20 protein-coding genes are annotated in these 26,177 nt (G+C 55.9%); 9 read left to right on the forward strand and 11 right to left on the reverse strand.

What is annotated here, in order from left to right; genetic code table 11:
* Positions 1 to 81: 81 nt before the first annotated feature.
* From ulaG to QOT07_RS23720, 5 genes are all read left to right on the forward strand, one after another.
* On the forward strand, positions 82 to 1,146 hold the full coding sequence (gene ulaG, locus QOT07_RS23700; RefSeq protein ID WP_207979725.1) for an L-ascorbate 6-phosphate lactonase: 1,065 nt from the start codon (positions 82 to 84) through the stop codon (positions 1,144 to 1,146).
* A 122-nt stretch (positions 1,147 to 1,268) separates the two neighbouring features.
* Positions 1,269 to 2,024: an HTH-type transcriptional regulator UlaR gene (gene ulaR, locus QOT07_RS23705; RefSeq protein WP_207979727.1), complete on the forward strand. Its 756-nt coding sequence runs from the start codon at positions 1,269 to 1,271 to the stop codon at positions 2,022 to 2,024.
* A gap of 84 nt (positions 2,025 to 2,108) precedes the next feature.
* Positions 2,109 to 2,435: a thiosulfate sulfurtransferase GlpE gene (glpE, locus tag QOT07_RS23710; RefSeq protein WP_112349138.1), complete on the forward strand. Its 327-nt coding sequence runs from the start codon at positions 2,109 to 2,111 to the stop codon at positions 2,433 to 2,435.
* A 164-nt stretch (positions 2,436 to 2,599) separates the two neighbouring features.
* On the forward strand, positions 2,600 to 3,436 hold the full coding sequence (gene glpG, locus QOT07_RS23715; RefSeq protein WP_261260176.1) for a rhomboid family intramembrane serine protease GlpG: 837 nt from the start codon (positions 2,600 to 2,602) through the stop codon (positions 3,434 to 3,436).
* A gap of 161 nt (positions 3,437 to 3,597) precedes the next feature.
* The gene (locus tag QOT07_RS23720) at positions 3,598 to 4,356 is read left to right on the forward strand and encodes a DeoR/GlpR family transcriptional regulator (protein ID WP_020837378.1); all 759 of its coding nucleotides are present in this window, start codon (positions 3,598 to 3,600) and stop codon (positions 4,354 to 4,356) included.
* Positions 4,357 to 4,392: 36 nt separating this feature from the next.
* On the opposite strand, the gene QOT07_RS23725 is transcribed toward QOT07_RS23720, so the two are convergent.
* Complete coding sequence (locus QOT07_RS23725; RefSeq protein WP_219017149.1) at positions 4,393 to 5,439, reverse strand: virulence RhuM family protein; 1,047 nt, start codon at positions 5,437 to 5,439, stop codon at positions 4,393 to 4,395.
* Between the two features lie 408 nt (positions 5,440 to 5,847).
* Between QOT07_RS23725 and glpD the strand changes: the two genes are divergently transcribed.
* On the forward strand, positions 5,848 to 7,356 hold the full coding sequence (gene glpD, locus QOT07_RS23730; protein WP_099063486.1) for a glycerol-3-phosphate dehydrogenase: 1,509 nt from the start codon (positions 5,848 to 5,850) through the stop codon (positions 7,354 to 7,356).
* A 43-nt stretch (positions 7,357 to 7,399) separates the two neighbouring features.
* On the opposite strand, the gene glgP is transcribed toward glpD, so the two are convergent.
* The 6 genes from glgP to asd form a co-directional block, all read right to left on the reverse strand.
* Positions 7,400 to 9,847 (reverse strand): glycogen phosphorylase, encoded by a 2,448-nt coding sequence (glgP, locus tag QOT07_RS23735; RefSeq protein ID WP_099063485.1) that lies wholly within the window; start codon positions 9,845 to 9,847, stop codon positions 7,400 to 7,402.
* A gap of 126 nt (positions 9,848 to 9,973) precedes the next feature.
* Positions 9,974 to 11,407, reverse strand: a complete 1,434-nt coding sequence (gene glgA / locus QOT07_RS23740) for a glycogen synthase GlgA (RefSeq protein ID WP_283604019.1) — start codon at positions 11,405 to 11,407, stop codon at positions 9,974 to 9,976.
* A 131-nt stretch (positions 11,408 to 11,538) separates the two neighbouring features.
* Positions 11,539 to 12,816, reverse strand: a complete 1,278-nt coding sequence (gene glgC / locus QOT07_RS23745) for a glucose-1-phosphate adenylyltransferase (RefSeq protein WP_099063483.1) — start codon at positions 12,814 to 12,816, stop codon at positions 11,539 to 11,541.
* Between the two features lie 12 nt (positions 12,817 to 12,828).
* On the reverse strand, positions 12,829 to 14,814 hold the full coding sequence (glgX, locus tag QOT07_RS23750) for a glycogen debranching protein GlgX (protein WP_283604021.1): 1,986 nt from the start codon (positions 14,812 to 14,814) through the stop codon (positions 12,829 to 12,831).
* Positions 14,811 to 16,997, reverse strand: coding sequence for a 1,4-alpha-glucan branching protein GlgB (gene glgB, locus QOT07_RS23755; protein WP_283604022.1), 2,187 nt, complete (start codon positions 16,995 to 16,997; stop codon positions 14,811 to 14,813). The genes glgX and glgB overlap by 4 nt, the downstream gene beginning before the upstream one ends.
* A 498-nt stretch (positions 16,998 to 17,495) precedes the next feature.
* The gene (gene asd, locus QOT07_RS23760) at positions 17,496 to 18,599 is read right to left on the reverse strand and encodes an aspartate-semialdehyde dehydrogenase (RefSeq protein WP_283604023.1); all 1,104 of its coding nucleotides are present in this window, start codon (positions 18,597 to 18,599) and stop codon (positions 17,496 to 17,498) included.
* A gap of 239 nt (positions 18,600 to 18,838) precedes the next feature.
* Between asd and QOT07_RS23765 the strand changes: the two genes are divergently transcribed.
* Positions 18,839 to 19,432 carry a YhgN family NAAT transporter gene (locus tag QOT07_RS23765; RefSeq protein ID WP_165366405.1) on the forward strand — a complete coding sequence of 198 codons (594 nt, stop codon included), beginning with the start codon at positions 18,839 to 18,841 and terminating at the stop codon, positions 19,430 to 19,432.
* Between the two features lie 48 nt (positions 19,433 to 19,480).
* Here the strand turns inward: QOT07_RS23765 and gntK are convergent, their stop codons facing one another.
* The 4 genes from gntK to QOT07_RS23785 all read right to left on the reverse strand — a co-directional run bounded on the left by gntK (position 19,481) and on the right by QOT07_RS23785 (position 23,617).
* On the reverse strand, positions 19,481 to 20,008 hold the full coding sequence (gntK, locus tag QOT07_RS23770; RefSeq protein ID WP_085119867.1) for a gluconokinase: 528 nt from the start codon (positions 20,006 to 20,008) through the stop codon (positions 19,481 to 19,483).
* A 128-nt stretch (positions 20,009 to 20,136) separates the two neighbouring features.
* The gene (gene gntT, locus QOT07_RS23775; protein WP_099063479.1) at positions 20,137 to 21,453 is read right to left on the reverse strand and encodes a gluconate transporter; all 1,317 of its coding nucleotides are present in this window, start codon (positions 21,451 to 21,453) and stop codon (positions 20,137 to 20,139) included.
* Between the two features lie 341 nt (positions 21,454 to 21,794).
* The gene (gntR, locus tag QOT07_RS23780) at positions 21,795 to 22,790 is read right to left on the reverse strand and encodes a gluconate operon transcriptional repressor GntR (RefSeq protein WP_099063478.1); all 996 of its coding nucleotides are present in this window, start codon (positions 22,788 to 22,790) and stop codon (positions 21,795 to 21,797) included.
* Between the two features lie 131 nt (positions 22,791 to 22,921).
* Positions 22,922 to 23,617 (reverse strand): pirin family protein, encoded by a 696-nt coding sequence (locus QOT07_RS23785; RefSeq protein WP_099063477.1) that lies wholly within the window; start codon positions 23,615 to 23,617, stop codon positions 22,922 to 22,924.
* 388 nt (positions 23,618 to 24,005) lie between these two features.
* Between QOT07_RS23785 and QOT07_RS23790 the strand changes: the two genes are divergently transcribed.
* The gene (locus QOT07_RS23790) at positions 24,006 to 24,524 is read left to right on the forward strand and encodes a GNAT family N-acetyltransferase (protein WP_261427765.1); all 519 of its coding nucleotides are present in this window, start codon (positions 24,006 to 24,008) and stop codon (positions 24,522 to 24,524) included.
* Positions 24,521 to 25,699, forward strand: coding sequence for a P1 family peptidase (locus QOT07_RS23795; RefSeq protein ID WP_283604028.1), 1,179 nt, complete (start codon positions 24,521 to 24,523; stop codon positions 25,697 to 25,699). The genes QOT07_RS23790 and QOT07_RS23795 overlap by 4 nt, the downstream gene beginning before the upstream one ends.
* Positions 25,700 to 26,177: the final 478 nt, after the last annotated feature.

Here is a 26,177-nt window from a genome sequence, read left to right on the forward strand (position 1 = left end):
GTCAAAACAAATCAATTAAAATCTAAATATGATTATATATGACCATAAAAATCACCAACACCTGACCATGAGGACTGAATCATGAGTAAAGTCACCACCATCACGCGTGAATCCTGGGTATTGAGCACCTTCCCTGAATGGGGTTCATGGCTGAATGAGGAAATAGAGCAGGAGCAAGTCGCCACCGGTACCTTCGCCATGTGGTGGCTGGGATGTACCGGCATCTGGTTGAAATCGGAAGGAAACGCCAACCTGTGTGTAGATTTTTGGTGCGGCATTGGCAAACAAAGCCACAGTAACCCGCTGATGAAAACGGGTCATCAGATGCAGCGCATGGCCGGGGTGAAAAAATTGCAGCCGAACCTGCGTACCACGCCTTTCGTCCTGGATCCGTTCGCTATCCGCCAGATCGACGCAGTGCTGGCCACCCACGATCACAATGATCATATCGATGTCAACGTCGCGGCTGCGGTGATGCAGAACTGCGCCAACGATGTGCCATTTATTGGTCCGCAAACCTGTGTCGATATCTGGGTAGGTTGGGGTGTACCGCGTGAACGATGCATCGTGGTGAAACCTGGAGATATCATCAAAATCAAAGATACTGAAATCCATGCGCTGGACGCGTTCGACCGCACCGCACTGATCACGCTACCACCAGAGCAAAAAGCTGCCGGCGTGTTGCCGGATGGCATGGATCAACGAGCGGTCAACTATCTGTTCAAAACGCCAGGCGGCAATCTGTACCACAGCGGCGACTCCCACTATTCCAACTATTTCGCCAAACACGGTAATGAACATCAGATCGACGTGGCACTCGGCTCTTATGGTGAAAACCCACGTGGTGTCACCGACAAGATGACCAGCGTCGATATTCTGCGCATGGCGGAATCACTCAATGCCAAGCTGGTGATCCCGTTCCATCATGACATCTGGTCTAATTTCCAGGCCGATCCACAAGAGATCCGCATGCTGTGGGAAATGAAAAAAGACCGACTAAAATACGGCTTCAAACCCTTCATCTGGCAAGTCGGCGGTAAATTCACCTGGCCACTGGATAAAGATAATTTCGAATATCATTATCCCCGCGGTTTTGATGATTGTTTCACCCTTGAACCCGACCTGCCGTATAAATCATTCCTATAAGCCTCCGCGCTACGGGTCTGATTCATGAAGAGTAATGCGCACTTCTGAACGGTTATGATTCAAATCATCAGCAAGTGCGCATATAATCATTGCCTGACATTTCTACTCCCGACGGAGCCTGCATGACTGAACCCCAACGCCATAATGCCATTCTCGATCTCTTACAGCGCAAGGGGCAGATTTCTGTGGCGGACGTGATTACCGCGTTTGATATTTCCCCTGCCACCGCGCGCCGTGACATAAATAAACTCAACGAAATCGGAAAATTGCGAAAAGTTCGTAACGGAGCGGAAGCCACCAGCAGCCCGCGCCCGACCTGGACGCCGCTGAACATTCATCAAACCCAACATCTGGACGAGAAAATGCGCATCGCCAAAGCGGCAGCGCAATTATGTCAGCCGGGAGAAAGTGTGGTGATTAACTGCGGCTCCACCGCCTTTCTATTGGGCCGCGAAATGAGCGGCAAAGAGGTACAGGTAATCACCAACTATCTGCCACTGGCCAATTACCTGATAGAACAGGAACATGACAGCGTGGTGATCATGGGGGGTCAATACAACAAAGCCCAATCCATTACCCTGGCACCGCAGGACGGTGATGCCACGCTATACGCTGGCCACTGGATGTTTACCAGCGGTATTGGCCTGACTGCTGATGGGTTGTATAAAACCGATATGTTGACCGCTATGGCCGAGCAAAAAATGCTTAACTACGTTGGCAAACTGGTGGTACTGGTCGACAGCAGTAAAGTTGGTCAGCGCGCCGGCATGCTGTTCAGCCGTACCGAACAAATCGACATTGTGATTACCGGCCACGAGGCCAATCCCACCATCGTGGAACAATTGCGCCTGCAGGGTATTGAAGTACAGTTGGTGTAATAAAACCACAGTATTGCTCTGGTCTTAATTGCCTCGGAGTTGGTTACAATAGCGACATTACTAATTACGAGGCAGTCGGAAGTCATGGAACAGTTTGAAGCGATCAACGTTGAGCAGGCATACAGCCGTTGGAAAGACGGCAGTGCCGCCCTGGTCGATATCCGCGATCCACAGAGTTTTGAAGCCGGGCACACGCCGGGCGCTTTTCACCTTACCAACGCCAGCCTGCAAACTTTTATGCAGCAGAATGACTTTGAGCGACCGGTGATGGTGATGTGCTACCACGGCAACAGCAGCCGCAGCGCGGCGCAATACCTGCTGCATCAGGGGTTTGACGCGGTGTACAGCATCGACGGCGGCTTTGAGGCCTGGGCGCGTCAGTACCCGCAGGACGTTGAAACCTCCGTATAATCCTTTCCCGTCCCTGCGACGGGTTCCTTTCTCGCGCCGTTAGTGAGTGTTTTTACTGGTTTTTCGCAGATCCTTTGCCTGCGCTCAGGATTTCGACGGTATAATCGGCCGTCAACGCCGTCGGGTCACCGGCGGCTAAAATCATTCACTTAGACGGAAGAGCAATGGTTAGAGTAATCGCCGTATCCAATCCCCGCCTGGCGCAGGCCTTTGTCGACTACATGACGACACAGGGCATTGAGCTTAAGGTGCACAATACCGGCGAGACGGCGGAAATCTGGCTGGCAGACGACCATCATCTGGAGCAGGTTCAGCACGAGCTGCAGCAGTTCCTGATCGACCCGCTCAACAGTCGCTATCGCGCCGCCAGCTGGCAGGCCGGTAATACCGACGCCGATCTGCACTACCAGGGCTTTTCCTACCTGCAAACCCTGCGCAGCAAAGCCGGGCCGCTGACGCTGGGCGTGATGGTGCTGTGCATTGCGGTCTATATCCTGATGCAGGCGCTGGGCGACGACACGGTGATGTACTGGCTCTCCTGGCCGCAAAACAGCAGCCAGTACCTGCAGCTGTGGCGCTGGGTCAGCCACGCTTTCCTGCATTTCTCCCTGCTGCATATCACCTTTAACCTGCTGTGGTGGTGGTATCTCGGCGGCCCGCTGGAAAAACGCCTCGGCGCCGGCAAACTATTCGTGCTGGCGGTGGTCTCGGCCTTCTTCAGCGGCTGGGCGCAGTCACTATTTAGCGGTGCCCTGTTCGGCGGCCTGTCAGGCGTGGTCTACGCGCTGATGGGTTACTGCTGGCTCAGCGGTGAAAGAGCGCCGGAACGCGGCCTGATGCTGCCGCGCGGCCTGATGGTGTTTTCAGTTCTGTGGCTGGTGGCGGGATATTTCGATATTTTAGGAATGTCGATCGCTAACGCGGCACACGTGGCCGGTTTAGTGTTAGGGTTATTGATGGCATTTTGGGACACGCGTCATCGCGCGCACAACGAACAATAACAGCCAGGTACAAGCCAGGCGTTTTATAACCGTCATACTTCAAGCTGCATCTTTGTTGGTTGCGTCCATTCACCCCAGTCACATAGTTCGCTATGCTCCTGGGGATTCACGGACTTACCGCCGCGATACGGCTCGAATTATTTAGGGTATAGGGGATTACCGTGAAGCAAACACAGCGTCATGACGCTATTATCGAGCTGGTGCGCCTGCAGGGTTATGTCAGTACGGAAGAACTGGTCGAACATTTTGACGTTAGTCCGCAAACGATTCGCCGTGATTTGAATGACCTGGCCGATCAGAACAAAATCCAACGCCACCATGGTGGGGCAGCCTTGCCTTCCAGTTCGGTCAACGCCGCATACAACGATCGTAAAGTGATGTGGTCGGAACAGAAAGCGCGTATCGCCCAACGTGTCGCCAGCCAGATCCCGGACGGGGCCACGCTGTTTATCGATATCGGTACCACACCGGAAGCGGTCGCCCATGCGCTGATGAACCACAAGAACCTGCGCGTGGTGACCAATAACCTGAACGTCGCCACCCTGCTGACCGCCAAAGAAGACTTTCGTCTGATCCTGGCCGGCGGTGAAGTCCGCACCCGCGATGGCGGTATCATGGGTGAGGCCACACTGGACTTTATCTCCCAGTTCCGCCTCGATTACGGCATTCTGGGCATCAGCGGCATCGATATGGATGGTTCGCTGCTCGAATTCGACTATCACGAAGTGCGCACCAAACGCGCAATTATCGAAAACTCACGCTGTGTGATGCTGGTTACCGACCATTCCAAATTCGGCCGCAACGCGATGGTAAACCTCGGTAATATGAACCTGATCGATTACCTGTTTACCGACCAACTGCCGCCACCGAGCGTGATGAAAATCATCGAACAGTACGACGTACAGCTCGAGCTTTGCTAAGTCTTTCCCTGGCATCTTCTCCGTTTGGGGAGGATGTTAGCGGTCATTTTTTTCTTTGTTGGCGATCTCGCGCAAAACCTCAATATTGTGCCGCTCTCCTTCAGCTTCTTTCAGACGTCGACGGCGCTGCTCAAAATCTTCAAAGGTGAGAACCGCTTTTTCATCCGCCTGTTTTTTGCTGACTGCACCGGAATGCTGCAAAACTTCACGATTGTTGAACTCTAAGAATTGATCGAGCCTGGTCTGCCAGTCGCGCAGAAAGACTTGCTGACGACGTCTCGTTTGATCTTCGGCAAAATCCAGCCACATGGTGACAACGCGATTTAATTCATCAATTTCAATTTTACTAAGGTAATTCTTGGCGATGGTGACATCAGTACGGCGCACTTCGTCATATTTAAAACTGGTCAGTCCCATATTGGGCTGGTCAACATCCACACGTGTAGCGATTAATTCGGCCGCTGTCATTCCCGTACTGGCGTAGTGCAGCTTATTCTGGATAACGCGAAAAAAATGGGTAGTCTCTTTATTTGACGGTTGATAATCCGCTGCCATGGCAAAAATATCCAATACACGCAGATAGACACGCCGTTCGCTGGAACGAATATCACGGATGCGCTCAAGCATGTCATCGAAATAATCCGGCACCACCGATTTACCGACCGGCGGATTTTTCAGACGTTCGTCATCCATCACGAAGCCTTTCACCAGGTATTCTTGCAGCGTTTGTGTCGCCCACTGGCGGAACTGAGTACCACGAGAAGAACGAACACGATAGCCAACTGCGAGGATAACACCCAGATTATAGTGGCGAATTTTCCGCTGAACCTGTCTTGTACCTTCAGTCTGAACTTGTAAGTAATCCTTACAGGTTGAACTTTGTTCAAGCTCACCTTCGTCGTAAACCGCCTTGATGTGCTGGGTCACCGCCTGCGGTGTCACCTGGTAGAGTTCAGACATCGCCGCCTGTGATAACCAAAGTGTATCCGATGCAAAACGACACTCTAAACGTACCTTGCCATCCGCTGACTGAAACAGAACAAACTCCCCATCAGGGGAAGGAGAAAGAAACGAGTTCGCCATGACAATATCCTTTATAGGGCACAGAGTTTGTGGTCTTACAACACGACGCGCTATTTGCCGCTTCTGCATCAGCACCTGTTTTTCAGCTTTAAGTCCGTGACTTTATTACATCCGACTTAGAAATATACTCTGACGATTCAAAAACTCTAGTATCTTGTAACTTCTAGATAGATAAGCATTTATTATTCATCTGGTTTATTAGTGACTCGGTTAACACACTGCTCAACGCAATGCTCGCAACCCCTTATACCCCTTCTTTTTGTATAACTACTATCATCAAACTGTTACCTCTATCACGCCTAAATGTTTTTGTTTGGTTAAGTCTTGGCTTGTTTGTTGGTTTTTGATTACAATCATGAGCGAAAACGAACATGAAAGAGCTATTTCGAACATCTGGAGGAAGTTGACGTGGAAACCAAAGACTTGATCGTTATCGGTGGCGGCATCAACGGTGCCGGCATCGCGGCCGATGCTGCCGGGCGCGGGCTGTCCGTTCTGCTACTGGAAGCGCAAGACTTGGCCTGTGCTACGTCTTCCGCCAGTTCCAAACTGATCCACGGTGGCCTGCGCTACCTGGAACACTACGAATTCCGTCTGGTGAGCGAAGCGCTGGCCGAACGTGAAGTGCTGCTGAGACTGGCACCACACATTGCCTTCCCTATGCGCTTCCGCCTGCCGCATCAGCCGCACCTGCGCCCGGCCTGGATGATCCGTATCGGCCTGTTCCTGTACGATCACCTGGGCAAACGCACCAGCCTGCCAGGCAGCAAGGGCTTGCGCTTTGGACCAGAATCGGTGCTGAAGCCTGAGTTAAAGCGCGGTTTCGAATATTCTGACTGCTGGGTCGACGATGCTCGCCTGGTGGTACTAAACGCTCAGGAAGTAGAGAAACGCGGTGGCGAAGTGCGCACCCGTACCAAAGTGACCCGCGCATGGCGTGAAAACGGCCTGTGGATGGTGGAAGCCGTCGACGTCGACAGCGGCAAAACCTTTACCTGGCGCGCCAAGGGCCTGGTGAACGCTACTGGCCCGTGGGTGAAACATTTCTTCGACGACGGCCTGAAGCTGAAATCTCCTTATGGTATTCGCCTGATCAAGGGCAGCCACATCGTGGTGCCGCGAGCACACGATCAGCCGCAATCCTATATTCTGCAGAACGAAGACCACCGTATCGTCTTCGTGATCCCATGGAATGACGAATTCTCGATCATCGGCACCACCGACGTGGAGTATCACGGCGATCCGAAAGACGTGAAGATCGACGATAACGAAATCAACTACCTGCTGAAAGTGTATAACGATCACTTCAAGAAGCAGTTGGGCCGCGACGATATCGTCTGGACTTACTCTGGTGTGCGTCCGCTGTGCGACGATGAGTCAGACTCACCGCAGGCGGTAACCCGTGACTACACGCTGGACGTACATGACGAACAGGGCAAAGCGCCGCTGCTGTCAGTGTTCGGCGGCAAGCTGACCACCTACCGCAAGCTGGCTGAGCATGCGATGGAAAAACTGGCGCATTACTACCCTGGCTGCGGCCCGGCGTGGACCAAAAACGGTTCGCTGCCAGGTGGCGACATCGGTGGCGATCGCGATAGCTACGCCGCAAAACTGCGCCGTGAGCACAGTTGGTTGCCGGAGTCCCTGGCACGCCGCTTTGCACGCACCTACGGCAGCCACAGCGAGCTGATCCTGGCCAATGCCAATAGCCTCAGCGACCTGGGCGAAGATTTCGGTCATGGCCTGCATGAAGCCGAGTTGCGCTACCTGATCGACAAAGAGTGGGTAGTGGAGTTGGATGACGCGATTTGGCGCCGTACCAAGCTGGGCATGTGGTTGGACGAAGCGCAGCAGGCACGGGTGAAAACCTGGCTGGCAGAACACGTGAAAGCGAAGACCTTGTCTCTGGCATCGTAACTCGCCAAACGTAAAAAGGGCCGGATATCCGGCCCTTTTGCATTTACAGCTTGATAGGTTTGATGTGCCAGATTTCGTCCGCATACTCCTGAATGGTGCGGTCGGAAGAGAAGTACCCCATGTTGGCGATATTCAATATTGCCCGCCGCGTCCAGTCATCCTGATTACGGTACACCTCATCCACCTTGTCCTGCGTATCCACATAGCTGCGGTAATCCGCCAGCAGTTGGTAGTGATCGCCCAGGTTAACCAGTGAATCAAACAGGTTGCTGTAGCGTTTTGGCTCCTCAGGACTGAAAACCCCGGTGGCGATCTGGGTCAGCGCCTGATGCAGCTCGGGATCCTGCTCATAGTAAAGATGCGGGTTGTAACCGTTGCGTCGCAGCTCTTCTACCTGCTCGGCGGTATTACCGAAGATAAAGATGTTCTCCTCCCCCACGTGCTCCAGCATCTCGACGTTGGCACCGTCCAGCGTGCCGATGGTCAGCGCACCGTTAAGAGCAAACTTCATGTTACTGGTGCCGGACGCCTCGGTGCCCGCCAGTGAGATCTGCTCGGAAAGATCCGCCGCCGGAATGATCATCTGCGCCAGACTGACACCGTAGTTCGGGATAAACACCACTTTCAGTTGCGTATGCACTCGCGGATCGTTGTTGATCACCTTGGCGACATCGTTGATCAAGCGGATGATCTGCTTGGCGGCGTAATAAGCCGAGGCCGCCTTGCCGGCAAAGATCACCACCCTTGGCACCCGCTCGGTTTCCGGATCCTGCAGCAGACGGTTATACAGCGTGATCACGTGCAGTACGTTGAGCAACTGCCGTTTGTACTCGTGGATACGCTTGATCTGTACGTCGAACAGCGCGTCCGGGTTGACCACCACATTCAGCGTTTTGGCGATGTAGGTAGCCAGTCGCTCCTTGTTCTGCCGTTTGGCGGCCTGCACCGCCTGCAAGAAGCTCGGGTAATCGACATTGGCCTTGATCTCGCTCAGTTGACTGAGATCGGTGCGCCAGGTCTGTCCGATGCTGTCATCCAGCACGGCGGAGAGCGGCCGGTTAGCCAGCCCCAGCCAGCGGCGCGGCGTCACCCCGTTGGTTTTATTGCAGAAGCGATCGGGGTAAATATGGGCGAAATCGGCAAACAGCGATTGCACCATCAGCTCGGAATGCAGCGCGGAAACGCCATTAACCTTGTGGCTGGCTACCACTGCCAGCCAGGCCATGCGCACCCGACGGCCATTGGTTTCATCAATGATCGACACTCGCGCCAGCAGATCGTTATCGCCCGGCGCGACCTCTTGTACATGCTTGAGGAAGTGATCGTTGATCTCGAAAATCAGCTGCAGGTGACGCGGCAGGATCCGGCCGATCATATCCAGCGGCCAGGTTTCCAACGCTTCGCTCATCAGCGTGTGGTTGGTGTAGGAGAACACCTGTTCCACCACCGCCCAGGCATCCAGCCAGCTGAATTTATGCTCGTCGATTAAGCGGTGCATCAGTTCCGGGATCGACAGCACCGGGTGGGTGTCATTCAGGTGAATGGCAATCTTGTCCACCAGGTTGTCGAAGGTCTTATGCATCGTCCAGTGGCGGTTGAGGATATCCTGCACCGTGGCCGACACCAGGAAATACTCCTGCCGCAGGCGAAGTTCGCGCCCGGAAGAGGTTGAGTCATCCGGGTACAGCACGCGCGAAACGTTTTCAGAGTGGTTTTTATCCTCAACGGCCGCAAAGTAATCGCCCTGGTTGAATTTGCCCAGGTTGATCTCATTACTGGCCTGGGCGCTCCACAACCGCAGCGTGTTGGTGGCGTCGGTATCAAAACCAGGGATCACCTGATCGTAAGCGGTGGCAATGATCTCTTCGGTTTCTACCCAGCGCGCCTTGGCGCCTTCCTGTTGGATCCGTCCGCCAAAACGCACCTTATAACGGGTGTTGTGGCGCGGGAACTCCCACGGGTTGCCATATTCCAGCCAGTAGTCTGGTGACTCCATCTGCTGACCGTTGACGATATTTTGTTTGAACATGCCGTATTCGTAGCGAATGCCGTAGCCACGACCCGGCAGCGCCAGCGTCGCCAGTGAATCAAGGAAACAGGCGGCCAGTCGCCCCAGGCCGCCGTTACCCAACCCTGGATCGTTCTCTTCCTCCAGCAACTCAGCCAGACTCATTCCCATCTCATTCAACGCGTCGTCGATATCCTGATAAATTCCCATCGACAGTAAGGCGTTGGACAGCGTACGACCGATCAGGAACTCCATCGACAGGTAATATACCTGGCGCACATCCTGTGAAAGTTGCGCACGGTTAGAACGCAGCCAGCGCTCCACCATACGGTCGCGTACCGCAAACAGCACGGCGTTCAGCCAGTCATGCTCGGTAGCGATAGCCGGGTCCTTGCCGACAATAAACATCAATTTATAGGCGATGGAGTGTTTCAGCGCTTCAACACTGACCGTGGGTGAGGTGTAACTAATCGGTAACGTCATAGTTTTTCGATCCCCTGAAGGGGGCGCATATATTCGCCCCGGAATACACGCGCCCCACTAAACATGGGCGCAGCATGCTGCGCCCCTACAACCTGCAATCGTGGGTGCCGCTGTATGTCATAACGCTTAGGATAAGCGTTGATAAAGCGACAGATATTCCTGTGCCGCGACCTGCCAGCCAAAATCCACGTTCATGGCGTGGCGCTGGACGTGACGCCAATGCTTAGGTCTGCTCCACAGCACCATGGCACGCCGGATGGCGTTACCCAGTGCGGCGGCGTCACAATCATCAAAGACAAATCCGCTGGCGCTGCCGTCGGCCAGATTCTCCAGCGCGCAGTCCACCACCGTGTCCGCCAACCCACCGGTGCGGCGCACCAGCGGCAGCGTGCCGTATTTCAGGCCATAAAGTTGGGTCAGCCCGCAGGGTTCAAAGCGGCTCGGTACCATAATCACATCCGCCCCGCCGATAATGCGGTGGGAGAAAGCCTCGTGGTAACCAATCTGCACGCCAACCTGTTCCGGATAGTCGGCGGCCGCGGCCAGAAACGCCTGCTGCAGCACCGCATCGCCGGCCCCTAACAGCGCCAGTTGGCCGCCCTGCTCCAGCAGCGCCGGCAACGCTTCCAGCACCAAGTCCAGACCTTTCTGGTGGGTCAGACGGCTGACTACCGCAAACACCGGCAGCGACTCATCGACCTTCAGCCCCATGGCTTTTTGCAGGTGCAGCTTGTTCTTGGCCTTGCTCTTCAGATCGTCCGCGTCATAACGGGCGGTCAGGCGCGGATCGTGGGACGGATCCCAAATTTTGTCATCCACACCGTTAAGAATGCCGCTCAACCGCCCCTGCCGCTGGCGTTCCTGCAACAGCCCTTCCATGCCGTAACCAAACTCCGGCCGGGTGATCTCACGTGCATAGGTCGGGCTGACGGCGGTGATATGGTCGGCGTAGAACAAACCGGCTTTCAGGAATGACATCTGGCCGTGAAACTCCAGGCCATAAATGTTGTAGAACGACGGCGGCAACCAGAGTTCCGGCACGTGATGGGGGGAGAACAACCCCTGATAGGCCAGGTTGTGCACGGTAAAAATGGAGCGCGCCGGATGGCCATTGGCCGCCAGATAGGCGCAGGCCAGCCCGGCGTGCCAGTCATGGGTGTGCACCACCTGCGGTCGCCAGTAGCGATCCAGCCCTTTGGCCAGCTCACAGGCCATCCAGCCCAGCAGGGCAAAGCGTCGGTGGTTATCGGAATAGGCATTCATCGACTGGTCGTGGTACGGGCTACCCGGTCGATCGTACAACCAAGGGGCATCGATCAGGTAGATGCCCACGCCGTGATAGGTACCGTAACGCAGACCAACCCGGCCGGCAAACGAATCGATTTCCGCCACCAGCACAGAGTCCGGTATGCCGTTGCGCACGTCAGGAAAAGCGGGCAATAGCACCCGAACATCGCCGCCTTCGGCGATCTGAGCTGCCGGTAATGCGCCAACCACGTCTGCGAGCCCCCCGGTTTTCAGCAGGGGGAACATTTCAGAACATACGTGTAAAACCTGCATTATCACTCCTGAGAATCGGCAAATTAACTCTGGAAAAGCAGGCTTGCCGCTGTTGTTAATCCCGCGTTGTGCAAGCCATCAGTCAGTCCGTTTATATGGCGGCAGGCTATCTTTCTGCCGGATACCTTAACTCACAACTTTGACAACATTTCGCGCGTGACCAACACAATGCCGCCTTCCGAACGATAAAAGCGTTTGCTGTCCTCATCGGCGTTTTCGCCAATCACCATCCCCTCGGGGATATGGCAGGCGCGGTCGATGATGCAGCGTCGCAGGCGGCAGGAGCGGCCGACGTTAACGTCCGGCAGCAATACAGTAGAGTCGATGGTACAGAACGAGTTCACCCGTACTCTTGGGAACAGCACCGAATGCACCACTACCGAACCGGAGACAATACAGCCGCCGGACACCAGCGAGTTCATGGTCATGCCGTGGCTGCCGGAGCGGTCCTGTACGAACTTGGCCGGCGGCAGCGGCTCCATATGGGTACGGATCGGCCAGGCGCGGTCATACATATCCAGCTCCGGCGTCACCGAAGCCAGATCGAGGTTGGCACGCCAGTAAGCTTCCAGCGTCCCCACGTCGCGCCAATACGGCGGCAGCTCGGGGTTGGAGGTCACACAGGACAGTGTGAACGGATGCGCCCAGGCCGCTTTCTGCGCGGTGATTTTCGGGATCAGATCCTTGCCGAAGTCATGAGTTGAACCCGGCGTCGACATGTCCTCTTCCAATAGTTTGAACAGGTAGTCGGCGTTAAAGATGTAGATCCCCATGCTGGCCAGCGACATCTCCGGGTTGCCCGGCATCGGCGGTGGATTGCTGGGTTTTTCCAGGAACTCAAGGATCAGATCGTTCTCGTCCACTTCCATCACGCCAAACTCGCTGGCCTCATCACGCGCTACCGGCAAGCAGGCAACGGTACACTGCGCCCCCTTTTCCACGTGGTCGATCAGCATGCGCGAGTAATCCATCTTGTAGATATGATCACCCGCCAGGATCACTACGTATTCGGCCTCATAACGGCGAATGATGTCCAGGTTCTGGTACACCGCATCCGCCGTGCCCTTGTACCAGTGTTCGGTACTGAGGCGTTGCTGGGCCGGCAGCAGATCGACAAATTCGTTCATCTCTTCGTTGAGGAACGACCAGCCACGCTGAATATGCTGCACCAGGGTATGAGACTGATATTGGGTGATCACACCGATACGGCGGATCCCCGAGTTCAGGCAGTTCGACAGGGCAAAATCAATGATGCGGAATTTACCGCCAAAGTGGACGGCCGGCTTGGCACGGGTTGAGGTTAAATCTTTCAAACGCGAACCGCGGCCACCGGCCAAAATCAGGGCGACGGACTTAATCGGCAGTTGGCGTGCCAACATCAGGGGGTCTTTATTTTCAAACCTAACCATAGCTGACTCCTTTTATTTTTTCTTTACCAGCACGCAAATCGAGTGCGCAGCCTGGTTCCAGGCGGGTAAAACCGCCCGCGAATCTTCCTGAGTAAAGGGGGCGACAAGCTGCCAATCGCCTGTGGGCAACGTCATCTCCACCACCTGCTGCGTGGCATTCACCACCACCAGCCAGCGTTGCGACAGGAGGATCTGCAATTGCAGTGCACCCTGCTCCCACTGTTGCGCACTGGGGGGTTGCCCCTGCACGTTCAGCCACTGCACGTTACCGTCGCCCTCCAGCCACCAGCGGTCATGCTGCAGGGCGGGAATTTGTTGGCGCAGGTGGATCAGTGCGGCGGTGTAAGCGGTGAGTGAGTCATCCGCCGTGGCCCAATCGAGCCAGGTGATAGCGTTGTCCTGACAATAGGCATTGTTGTTGCCCTGCTGGCTGTGTCCATGCTCATCGCCGGCCAGCAGCATCGGCGTACCCTGGGACAGCAACAGCGTGGCAAGCAGCACCTGCCGGCTGGCCCTACGGCGTTGCACAATGGCGTCGTCGGCAATCGGGCCTTCAACACCGTGGTTATTGCTAAAGTTACGGTCGCTGCCGTCACGGTTACCTTCACCGTTCAGTTGGTTGTGCTTGCGGTTAAAACTGACCAGATCCTGCAGGGTAAAGCCGTCATGAGCAGTCAGCATATTGATGCTGGCGTACGGCGCACGCCCGCGTTGGTTGAACAGGTCGCTGGAAGCGGCAAAACGTTGGGCGAACTGGCCCAGCGAGATATCGCCCTGCAGCCAGAAGCGGCGCATATCGTCCCGGTAATGGTCGTTCCATTCGGCAAAGCGGCCGGGAAACTCCCCCACCTGATAGCCACCGGGGCCAATATCCCAGGGTTCGGCGATCAGCTTGCAGCGTGACAGCAGGTCGTCTGCCAGCATCGCCTGGAACAGCGGCGCGTCACGATCGAACGCCGGCGTGCGACCGAGCACGCTGCCCAGATCAAAGCGGAAGCCGTCTACATGACATTCCCCCACCCAGAAACGCAGGCAATCCATCACCCAGGCCACGCCCGGTGGCTGATCCAACCGCAGTGTGTTGCCGCAGCCGGTATCGTTCACGTAGCCACCCTCGGGCGTGAGCCAGTAATAACCCGGGTTATCGATCCCTCGCAGCGACAACGTCGGCCCGTCCATGTCCAGTTCGGCGCTGTGGTTGAACACTACGTCGAGGATCACTTCAATCCCGGCCTTATGCAGTGCCTTCACCGCATCGCGGAATTCACGCAACGGCGTCATGTCGGTGCGCAGGCTGGAGTAGCGGTTATCCGGCGCATAATGCGCCAGCACGTTATAGCCCCAGTAGTTAATCAACCCCAGGCGCTGCAAGCGCGGCTCGGAGCTGTGTTGCTGCACCGGCAGCAGTTCCAGCGCGGTAATGCCAAGACGTTTGAAGTAGGCGATCATCACCGGATGACCCAGCGCGGCGAAACTGCCACGCAGCACCTGCGGGATATCCGGGTGTTGCAGGGTCAGGCCGCGCACATGCGCTTCGTAGATCACCGTTTTGCCCCACGGCGTCGCCGGTGGGCAATCATCCTGCCAGTCATAGGCTTCGTCGATCACCACGCACTTGGGCATCAGCTCCGCGCTGTCTTGCGTGTCCGGTTGGTCATAACCACCATGCAAATAGGGATCATCGGCCACCGGCCCCTCAACCGCACGGGCGGCGGGATCCAGCAGCAGCTTATTGGGGTTAAAACGCAGCCCCTGCGCAGGATCAAACGGGCCATGCACCCGGAAACCATAACGCTGGCCCGGTTTACCGCCCGGCAGATAACCGTGCCAAACATCACCGCTGCGCGCCGCCAGCGGTAGACGCTCTTCGCGCTGTTGTTCGTCAAACAGGCACAGCTCCACCCCGGTAGCATGGGCGGAATACAGGCTAAAGTTGATGCCGTTACCGTCATAATGCGCCCCGAGAGGCGCGGCGATGCCCGACGTCAGCTCAGTCATTGCACCTCCCGCAGCAGGTAGATGGTCGCCAGCGGCGGTACGGTGACGCTAATCGAATGCTCGCGGCCGTGGTTGCCTATCTGCTCGGACACCACGCGGCCCTGGTTACCGGTATTGCTGCCGTGATAGTGGTGCGAGTCGGTATTGAGAATTTCCCGGTACTCGCCGGGGCGGGAAATACCGATGCGATAGTGGTGGCGCGGCACCGGGGTAAAGTTGCTGACGGCAATCAGCTCATTGCCATGCGCATCATAGCGGGCAAAGGCAAACACCGAGTTGTCGTGGTCGTCCACCACCAGCCACTCAAAACCGTCCGGGCGATAGTCACGCTCATACAACGGCGCCTGCTGCTGATAGCAATGGTTAAGATCGCGCACCAGCCGCTGCACGCCGTGGTGCCAGTTATCCAGCCCTTCCAGCAGATGCCAGTCGAGGCTGCTGTCGAAGTTCCATTCGCGTCCCTGGGCGAACTCGCAACCCATAAACAGCAGCTTCTTGCCTGGGTGCGCCCACATAAAACCGTAGTAGGCACGCAGGTTGGCGAACTTCTGCCAGGCGTCGCCAGGCATGCGGTCGAGAATCGATTTCTTGCCGTGCACCACTTCGTCATGGGAAATCGGCAGCACGAAGTTCTCGGTGTAGGCGTACAGCATGCCGAAGGTCATCTGATTGTGATGATACTTGCGGTGCACCGGGTCGCATTGCATGTAGTTGAGCGTGTCGTGCATCCAGCCCAGATTCCATTTGTAGTGGAACCCCAGGCCATTGGACTCCGGTGGCAGCGTCACCCCCGGGTAATCGGTGGATTCTTCCGCCAAAGTCACCGCTCCGGGCCGCTCTTTGCCGACGCTGTGGTTGGTGTAACGCAGGAAGGCAATGGCCTCCAGATTCTCGTTGCCGCCGTAGTAATTCGGCACCCATTCACCGTCGGCACGGCTGTAGTCGCGGTAAATCATCGAGGCCACCGCATCGACACGCAGCGCGTCAATGCCATAGCGCTCCAGCCAGTAAAGGGCGTTGCCCGCCAGATAGTTACGCACCTCATGGCGGCCATAGTTGTAGATCAGGGTATTCCAGTCCTGATGGAAGCCTTCACGCGGGTCGGCGTATTCATACAACGCAGTGCCGTCGAAATTCGCCAGACCATAGGCATCGCTGGGGAAATGCCCAGGCACCCAGTCCAGGATCACGTTGATGCCTGCCCGGTGCGCCGCCGCGACAAAATCTTTGAAGTCGGCCGGGGTGCCGAAGCGCCGGGTCGGGGCGTACAGTCCTAACGGCTGATAACCCCAGCTTCCGTCAAACGGATGCTCGTTAATCGGCAGCAGCTCGATATGGGTGAAGCCCATGTCTTTCACGTAGCCAATTAACTGTTCCGCCAGTTCGCCATAGCTGAGCCAGAAATTATCGTCGGTGTGACGTCGCCACGAACCAAGGTGCACCTCGTAAATCGACATCGGTCGGTCAAAATCATTGGCACGCTGACGTTCCGGGGTGTTTGCTACCACCTCTGGCAGCGGCGTTACCAGCGACGCCGTATCCGGCCGCATTTGCGCCTCGAAGGCGTAAGGATCGGCCTTCAACTGGGTATTGCCGTAGCAGTCGATAATTTCGTATTTGTACAATTGCCCGGCTTTCACCCCCGGCAGGAACAGCTCCCAAATCCCGTTTTCACGCCGCAGGCGCATCGGGTGGCGGCGGCCGTCCCAGAAGTTGAACTCGCCCACCACCGAAACGCGTTGGGCATTCGGCGCCCAAACGGCAAAGCTGACGCCTTCGACCTCATCCAGCGTGGTGAGGTGGGCGCCCAGCCGCTCATACGGACGCAAATGGGTGCCTTCGGCCAACAGCCAACTGTCGATATCCTGCAGCAGGGTACCGAAACGGTAGGGATCTTCGACGGTCTGCTGATTATCTTGCCAGCGAACCTCGAATTGATAGCGGAACGGAGTTTTGCGACGCGGCACCGTCGCGCTGAAAAAGCCGCGCGGATCATCGCAGTCAAGCTGCACCAGGCGGCGGCCGGTTTGCTGCTCCAGCAACCAGACTTCGCTGGCGTCAGGCAACAGCGCACGCACCTGCAGGCCGTTATCGGCCGCATGCATACCCAGCAGGGAAAAGGGGTCGGCAGAGTTGCCGGAGAAAAGCTGATCAATCACGTCACGATCGGGAAGTACAGGCATAGTCTTCTTCCTAAGATTAAGAGCATGATTTATAAGAGGCCGCGTAGCCCATCGCCTTTCAGGTTGCAGCTGAGTTGGCTGCACCTTGAGATCCACAGGACGTAACGCTTAATCCATAGCCGTTTTGGTTATCATGCAATTCATTCGGTATCTAAAGCGTGATTGCGGTCGGTTATTGATCAATTCTCACCTTCCCGGCCCGAATTCCGCTCTTTATGCTTATTTTTAGCGCTGGTGAAAATTTATCCGCCAGCCCTTTAAGCATAGCTAATGTCGGTTAAAAACATTGCCGCATTACCAAGGAAAATTCTTCATTAAGAAAACTGCCAGCCTGACAGCGTCTTTGCGCTGCTGCCCGCATGGAGGAGTGCTGATGACCTGTGTGCTTTCTCTAGTTGGCAGCCAGTTAGTCCATAACGCGCCGAAACGGAGAAAACGGAAGAAAATAAGGCTTTTGGGGGCTGAAAGAGCTCAGCCCCCGGGAAGTACGGTTCAGGTTTACAGCAGGATACGCAGCATGCGGCGCAGCGGCTCGGCCGCACCCCACAGCAACTGGTCACCTACGGTGAACGCAGACAGATATTCCGGCCCCATATTCAGCTTGCGCAGGCGACCGACCGGCGTATTCAGCGTCCCGGTAACCGCTGCCGGCGTCAGTTCACGCATGGTCAGCTCACGGTCGTTCGGGATCACCCGCACCCAGTCATTGTGGGTCGCCAGCATCTGTTCGATTTCCGGCAGTGGGACGTCTTTTTTCAACTTCAGGGTAAACGCCTGACTATGGCAGCGCAGCGCGCCGACGCGCACGCACAAGCCGTCGACCGGGATCACCAGGCCGCTGTTGAGGATTTTGTTGGTTTCCGCCTGGCCTTTCCACTCTTCACGGCTCTGGCCGTTATCGAGCTGCTTGTCGATCCACGGGATCAGGCTGCCGGCCAATGGCACACCAAAGTTATCGGTCGGCAGCTTGCCGCTACGGGTGGCCGCCGTGACTTTACGTTCGATGTCCAGGATCGCCGAAGCCGGATCCTGCAGCTCTTTCGCCACGTCGGCGTGCAGCATGCCCATCTGGGTCAGCAGTTCACGCATGTGTCGTGCGCCGCCGCCGGAAGCCGCCTGATAGGTCGCCACAGACGCCCACTCCACCAGATCATTGGCAAACAGACCGCCCAACGACATCAGCATCAGGCTGACGGTGCAGTTGCCGCCGACAAAGGTCTTGATGCCTTTATCCAGGCCCTGCTGGATCACCGCACGGTTGACCGGATCCAGGATGATAATCGCGTCATCCTGCATACGCAGAGAAGAAGCGGCGTCGATCCAGTACCCCTGCCAGCCGCTTTCACGCAGCTTCGGGTAAATTTCGTTGGTATAATCGCCGCCCTGGCAGGTAATAATAATGTCGAGCGCGCTCAGTGCATCAACATCGTAGGCATCCTGCAGCGTGCCCTGCTGGCCGCCGAAGCTTGGCGCCGCTAAGCCGTGTTGCGAGGTGGAGAAAAAGACCGGGCGGATGGCGTCAAAATCGCGCTCTTCCGTCATGCGTTGCATGAGTACGGAGCCGACCATTCCGCGCCAACCGATGAAACCAACGTTTTTCATAATGACTGTCCTGCCTTGGAGGATGACTGCTATAAGTTGTGTGCAATATCTCCCCACCTTACAAAATGTCGGCGCAGGCGCAAAGTGAATTTATTCGATGGGAGAGCGATTCTCAGCAATCCTTCTTATATACCTGAGAGATGAGCCAACGGGTCGCCTGGCTGTAACTTGAAAGCCATAGGGTATAGGTTATTAAGCGGTCGGGATCGCCGACGCGTTTTTCAGATTCAGAGGTAATGATGATAGAGATGGTTTCGGTCACGGTATTGCTGTTTTTAATCATGGATCCACTGGGCAACTTGCCGATTTTTATGTCGGTACTCAAGCACCTGGAGCCGCGCCGCCGCCGGGTGGTGCTGATCCGCGAACTGCTGATCGCCCTGCTGTTGATGCTGATTTTCTTGTTTGCCGGTGAGAAAATTCTGGCGTTCCTTAACCTGCGCACCGAGACCGTGTCAATTTCCGGTGGGATCATTCTGTTCCTGATCGCCATCAAGATGATTTTCCCTTCGCAGGAAGGTGACAGTAGCGGGCTTTCCGCCGGTGAAGAACCCTTCCTGGTCCCGCTGGCCATCCCGTTGGTCGCCGGCCCTTCGATTCTGGCCTCGCTGATGCTGCTTTCGCACCAGTATCCAAACCAGATTTCATATCTGGTGGTGGCACTGCTGATTGCCTGGGGGATTTCCGCCGCCATTCTGCTGATGTCGAACCTGTTCCTGCGCCTGCTGGGCAGCAAAGGCGTGAGCGCGCTAGAGAGGCTGATGGGACTGATATTGGTGATGTTGTCGACCCAGATGTTCCTGGACGGTGTGCGCGCTTACATGAAGTTGTAGTGAATCTCCGGGCGCCTGTTCGGCGCCAAGAGGTCGCGGCAGCCCGGGTTACTGGGCTGCAACGCGCCGAATATAAGCCAGGGTATCTGCCACCACGCCGTCCAGCGGCTGGTCAATCTCGATCGCCTGCACGTCCGTCTCCTGCGCACCCGGTTCTTCCAGGGTGGCGAATTGGGAAACCAGCATCTGTGGCTTGAAGAAATGGCCCTTGCGCTGCTTCAAACGCTCTTCAATCACCGCCTTGTCACCCTTCAGATAGATGAAATGCAGATTGCGATTGCCTTCACGCAGACGGTCGCGATAGCTTTTTTTAAGCGCCGAACACACCAACAAAGAAACGTCGTTGGTGCGTTCCATAGCAAAGATGGCGTCATTCAACGCCGCCAACCACGGAGCACGATCGTTATCGTCCAACGCATGCCCGGCGGCCATTTTATTAATATTGGCACGCGGATGCAGGTAGTCACCGTCCAGCATCGCAGCACTGGCTTCATGGGCAACGGCGCTGGCCACCGCGGACTTACCGCTGCCTGAAACGCCCATCAAAATAAATACGTGGTGCTGTGGATTACTCATATCTCATGCCCTTATGGGATCAGATGACGCTGACAGCGTCATCAAAAGCGCCCCAAACTCAAAATGGTTTCCGACACCGCCCTGGGCACCGGAAACCTCACTATACCCAACAAATTTATACGACCGTCTTATACGACCGTCGCCAGCAGCAGACAGCCCACCAAACCACAGACTGAAATGATGGTTTCCAGCACCGACCAGGACTTGATGGTTTCCATGATGCTCAGGTTGAAGTACTCCTTGAACAACCAGAAACCCGGGTCGTTGACGTGAGAGAAAATCACGCTGCCGGAGCCGACCGCAATCACCATCAGTTCCGGGCTGACGCCGGTAGTGGCGATCAGCGGAGCTACAATGCCCCCCGCGGTGATTGCCGCCACGGTAGCCGAGCCCAACGCCAGACGCAGCGCGGCAGCAATCGACCATGCCATCAGAATTGGCGAGACGTTACTGCCTTCCATCAGCGCGGCAATGTATTTCTCTACGCCACTGTCGACCAGCACCTGCTTGAACGCACCGCCACCGCCGATGATCAACAGCATCATGGCGATAATTTTGATTGAGTCGGTGATGGTCCCCATCACTTCATCCATGGTACGGCCACGGTTCAGACCAAAGGTAAAGATGGCGATCAGCACCGCAATCAGCGTTGCCATTACCGGATCACCGAAGAACTCGGCAAAGCGCAGTACGCTGTGGCCCTTCGGCAGCACCATTTCGGCTACTGCACGCAGTGCCATCAGGATCACCGGCACCAGAGAAGTCGCAACGCTGATACCAAAGCTTGGCATTTCCGCTTCGGTGAAGATTTTTGGGTTATACAGGCCTTCCGGTACCGGCTTATCGATGCCTTTCAGAAAGCGAGCGTAAACCGGGCCGGCCAGGATCACCGTTGGAATAGCCAACAGCGTGCCGTACAGCAGGGTTTTGCCCATATCGGCATGGAAAATGGTGGCAATCGCCGTTGGGCCAGGGTGCGGCGGCAGGAAACCGTGGGTGACCGACAGCGCAGCCGCCATCGGCACACCGACATACAACAATGGCACGCGGGCAGAAGCGGCGATACTGAATACCAGCGGCAACAGCAGCACAAAGCCGACTTCATAGAACAGGGCAAAGCCGACGGTAAAACCGGTCAGCACCACTGCCCACTGAATGTGTTTCTTACCGAACTTTTCGATAAGCGTAGTGGCGATGCGCTGGGCACCACCGCAGTCCGCCAGCAGCTTGCCGAGCATGGCACCGAAGCCCATGATCAGCGCCAGGCTGCCCAGCGTGCCGCCAACGCCGGCCTTGATGGAGCCGATCACTTTATCGACTGGCATACCCTGGGTGATACCGACCGCCAGAGCAACCAGAATCAGAGAGATAAAGCCGTTCAGCTTAAAGCGAATCATCAGCAGCAGCAGCAGCGCTACGCCGCCTGCAACAATCACTAATGGCATAATTTTTCTCCAACCTTTTTATCGCAGACCTCTTTACGATAGGCCGTAAAGTGCGCGTTTGTTTTATTTTTAGGCTCTTCCCGGTGTTAGAAGACGAGCTGTAGGTGGTGCTGAGGCAAAGGTTCTATCTCGATCAATATCACCGCTCGCTCATTGTTACCGGTATCATGATACCGGTAACAACCCGATCGCCGGAACCGGGTAACGGGCTAAAATTCGCGTTCTGGGATAGAGATCAAACTTATGGGGGTAACAGGCGACAAGCTTACAGAGGGGAATGAAAACGCGCCGGACGGCGCGGTTCCAGAATTAAAATGGCTCAAACAAAGGCTTAAAACCGATCAGATGCTGCCACCGGGGATCACGGTGAAACCGACGTCAACCATACGTGGGCTGACCGTTTCACCCCGCAGTCGGGCCAGGAGACGTTCGGCGCCGATTTGCCCCATGCGTTCACGCGGCGTCAACACGCTCGCCAGCTTCGGCACCATCACCTGGCCGATATCGTGGCCGTGGAAACCGGCAATTGCCATATCTTTAGGGATCGACAACCCCTGCCGCTGACACTCGAAGGTCGCCCCGATGGCCAGGTCATCGTTGGTGCAGAAAATACTGTCAATTTGCGGGTAGTCGCGCTGCGCCTGACGCAGTAACTCCCCCCCGGCGGAATAGGACGACGAACGCGCAGTCATCACGCTGTAGGGCTGCAGGCCAGATTCACGCATCGCCTGCTCGTAGCCCTGCTGTTTGATAATGGTACGCTCATCCTGACGCGCGCCAAAATACACCACGTGGCGATGACCATGCGCAATGATTTGCTGGGTCATCTGGCGCGCCGCTTCAAAGTTATTGAAGCCGACCGCCAGATCGATGCACGGTGAAACGCAGTCCATCAGTTCCACTACCGGGATCCCCGCCACCTCGATCATCTTCATGGTGCGCGCCGTATGGTGGCGTTCAGACAGGATCAATCCATCAATATTGTAAGACAGCAGCGAGGTCAGCCGCTGTTCTTCACGCTCCGGCAAATAACCGTAGTGCGCCAGCATGGTCTGGTAATTGTGCGCATCCGTGACGCTCTCAATGCCGCGCAACACTTCGGCAAACACCTGGTTGGTCAACGACGGCAGCAAGACGCCAATGGCGCGACTGGTGGAGTTGGAAAGGATATCCGGCGCACGGTTGGGAATGTAGCCCAGCTCATCAAGCGCGACGGCAATTTTTTGCTGCAAGACGGCAGAAACCTGATCGGGATTACGCAGATAACGGCTCACCGTCATCTTGGTCACGCCAACCTTGTCTGCAACATCTTGGAGTACCGGCCGTTTTTTCTTCATTATCAATGAACTGGCTAACCGTGAATGGGCGCTCATTTTAGCAAAAAAAAACCGGGGCCGATATTGTTGGTTATGGAAGGGTACAACGTAAAAAGGGCTCACCCTGTGAGCCCTTGATATTTACCGCTTAATCAGACTGGCGGCAGATCGAACAGTAAGATTTCACTGTCTTCATCGGCTTTAATCGACAGTGCAGTTTCATCCCACACCGCGAAAGCATCGCTGGTGCCGGCCTGCTGACCATTGACCACCACCTTGCCGCGTACCACCTGAACCCATACACGGCGCCCAGCTTCAATCGGGCATTCCGCCTGCTCTTCTTTGCTCAACGCCCAACGGGACAACGTCATGTCCTGGAACACCTTCAGCGAACCCTCACGTGCATCCGGCGACAGCACCAGTTGACGGCCCTGTGGCGCATCAAACATGCGTTGCTCATAGCGCGGCTCCAACCCAACCTGATCGGGAATGATCCAAATCTGGTACAGGTGCAATGGACGATCGCTGTTGCCGTTGTACTCGGAGTGGCGCACCCCGGTGCCGGCACTCATGATCTGGAATTCACCGGCCTGGATCTGCTCTTTGTTACCCATGCTGTCCTGATGTTCTACCGTGCCGCTCAGCACGTAGGTCAGGATTTCCATGTCTTTATGCGGATGGGTGCCGAACCCCTGCCCTGCATCGATCATATCTTCGTTGATCACCCGCAGCGCCGAGAAGCCCATAAAATCAGGGTCGTGATAGTTGGCGAATGAGAAGGTGTGCCAGCTATCCAGCCAACCATGATTGGCATGACCACGATCTTCTGCCTTACGTAAGTAAATCATATTCAACTCTCCTCAATGTTTTTTACAGTCTAGTCCTGACAGCAGAATATGAAAGCGCAAAAAACTCTTCGCTCTGTTCAAAAAATTAGATGGAGTTTTGAAGCGATGGGCAGTGGATTTGTTGAGGGCTCGCAGGGGCGGAAAACAGGCAAAAAAAAAGCCAGCACCCGAGCTGGCTAAGTAATACTTGGAAGCAATGTGAGCAATGTCGTGCCTTCGCAGCGAGGGTACCAAAGGTTGATACTCTCCCCGGAACGCATCGCAATAATAATCATTATCATTCGCACCTGTAAAGCGTTTTTTTAACCAATACGTAATAATATTGACTCGACACATTAAACGGATAAATTCAGAGGTTATTCAACCGGTAAGCCAAAGGAGCAGCGCAATGAGCGAAATAGTGGTTCGTCACGTGGAAACGGCAGATGCCCAAGCCCTTCATCAGCTTTACTCTCAGCCAAAGGCTTACCGTGACACACTACAGCTTCCGCTACCTTCAATCGAGTTGTGGCACAAGCGCCTAGCCAACCTCGAACCGGGTACCCATAACCTGGTGGCCTGTATCGACGGGCAGATCGTCGGCCAGTTAGGCCTGATGCTCAATCAGCGCGTGCGTCGTCGTCACGTGGCGAGCTTTGGCATTGGTGTCGACGACCGTCATCAGGGTAAAGGCGTCGGCAGCAGTCTGATGAAGGCGATGATCGACCTTTGTGATAATTGGGCGGCCATCGAACGCATCGAACTGACGGTGTTTACCGACAACCAGGCCGCCATTGCGCTATACCGCAAGTTCGGTTTTGAAATTGAAGGCACCAGCCGCGCCTATGCCATACGCGACGGCGAGCTGGTTGATTCCCATCACATGGCGCGTTTTCGCAGCGAACAGCAGAAAAAACCTTCATTATGAGTGAAAACAAAAGTGGAACCGGGGCGGATAAGCGCCCCTTAACCGTCAGCCGCCGCACCTTTGTGCAAACGCTGGCCGGCGTAACGGGTGCTATCGGCATCCTTTCTCCCACCACCTTCCTGGGGGCCGCGATGCCAACTTCTCCTGCCGTACGTACCGGCACCCGTAACCTGATTACCGACGTGCCCGGCCTGCGGGTCGGTGTCGCCCAGGACAGCCGGGTGCGCACCGGCACCACGGTGATCTTGCCGGATCGCCCGGCGATCGCTGCAGTCGACGTGCGCGGCGGCGGCCCGGCAACCCGGGAAACCGACGCGCTGGGGGAAGATAACCTGGTGCAGACCATCGATGCGTTAGTGCTGAGCGGTGGTTCGGTGTATGGCCTGGCCGCAGCCGACGGCGTGGCCGCCTGGCTGGGGCAACAGGGCAAAGGCTATGCGCTGCGCCCGGCTCCGGGCGTACCGGTTTCTCCGATAGTGCCCACCGCCTGCCTGTACGATCTCAGCAACGCGGGCGACAAAGACTGGCAGTTGAACCCACCTTATCGCCAACTGGGGATAGAAGCCGCAAGCAAGGCAGGCCATGATTTCCCACTCGGTACCGTGGGCGCAGGCTATGGCGCCATGACCGGCATGAGCAAGCTGAAAGGCGGACTGGGTTCGGCTTCGATCGTAGCGGCTAACGGCGCGACCGTCGGCGCTCTGGTGGCGGTCAACAGCCTGGGGTCGGTGGTGGCTCCCGGCACTCGCGCCTTCTGGGCCACGCCCTATGAAATCAACGGTGAGTTTGGTAACGGCGGTCCCGCAGCGCTGGCACAACTGCACGGACAGGGGGAAGACTGGATGCCGGAAGAGCCGACAGGCGGCAGAAAAAACACCACCCTGGCCTGCATCGCCACCGATTTGGCGTTGACCCGGGTTGAACTTAAACGCGTGGCGATCATGGCACAGGACGGCATGGCGCGTGCTATCCGCCCACTGCACAGCCCATTCGACGGTGACGTGGTGTTTGCCCTATCCACCAGCCAGCGTGAAGTCGAAGGCAGCCGAGAACTGGCGGTGCTGCAAATTGGCGCGCTGGCGGCGGACACCCTGGCGCGGGCGATCGCCCGTGGCGTTTACGCGGCGACCCCGTGGCCCGGCGGGCAGGTCACCACCTGGAAAACCCTCGCCTGACCCCCACCAGTAATAAAAAGGGGCGCATTGATTGCTCAAGCGCCCCTCCCAGACCTCTGCCGGATTAAATGCCGGCGGTCTCTTTGATATAGCGGCGTGCCTTCACTATTTCACTAGAGGTTCATACGGAAATATCAGTCAAACCAAAAGCCTCACACTTCCGATAATTTATACCAAGCATCCAACTTGTAGTTAATACTTTAATTACAGAACCAATTATAGAAAAGTGAGTTATGAATAAACCCACACATCTTCAACCGTTAATAAATAACCTCATCATGAGCGTAATATTTAAAATCTCACTTACTTACAAATACTGAGCCGCCATGGCTATACAGCCGACAAGGCCGCACTGTAAAGCGCATAGGCGTTGGTGCCAAACCGATAGCAATAATTTTATATCTATTTTAAATGAAGCCTAAACAGCATTAACTTGCCATGAATGAATAAGAACTCCAGTTATTAGTCGCTGTTTTTA

Source organism: Serratia proteamaculans, from assembly GCF_949794035.1.
GTDB classification, from domain to species: Bacteria; Pseudomonadota; Gammaproteobacteria; order Enterobacterales; family Enterobacteriaceae; genus Serratia; species Serratia proteamaculans.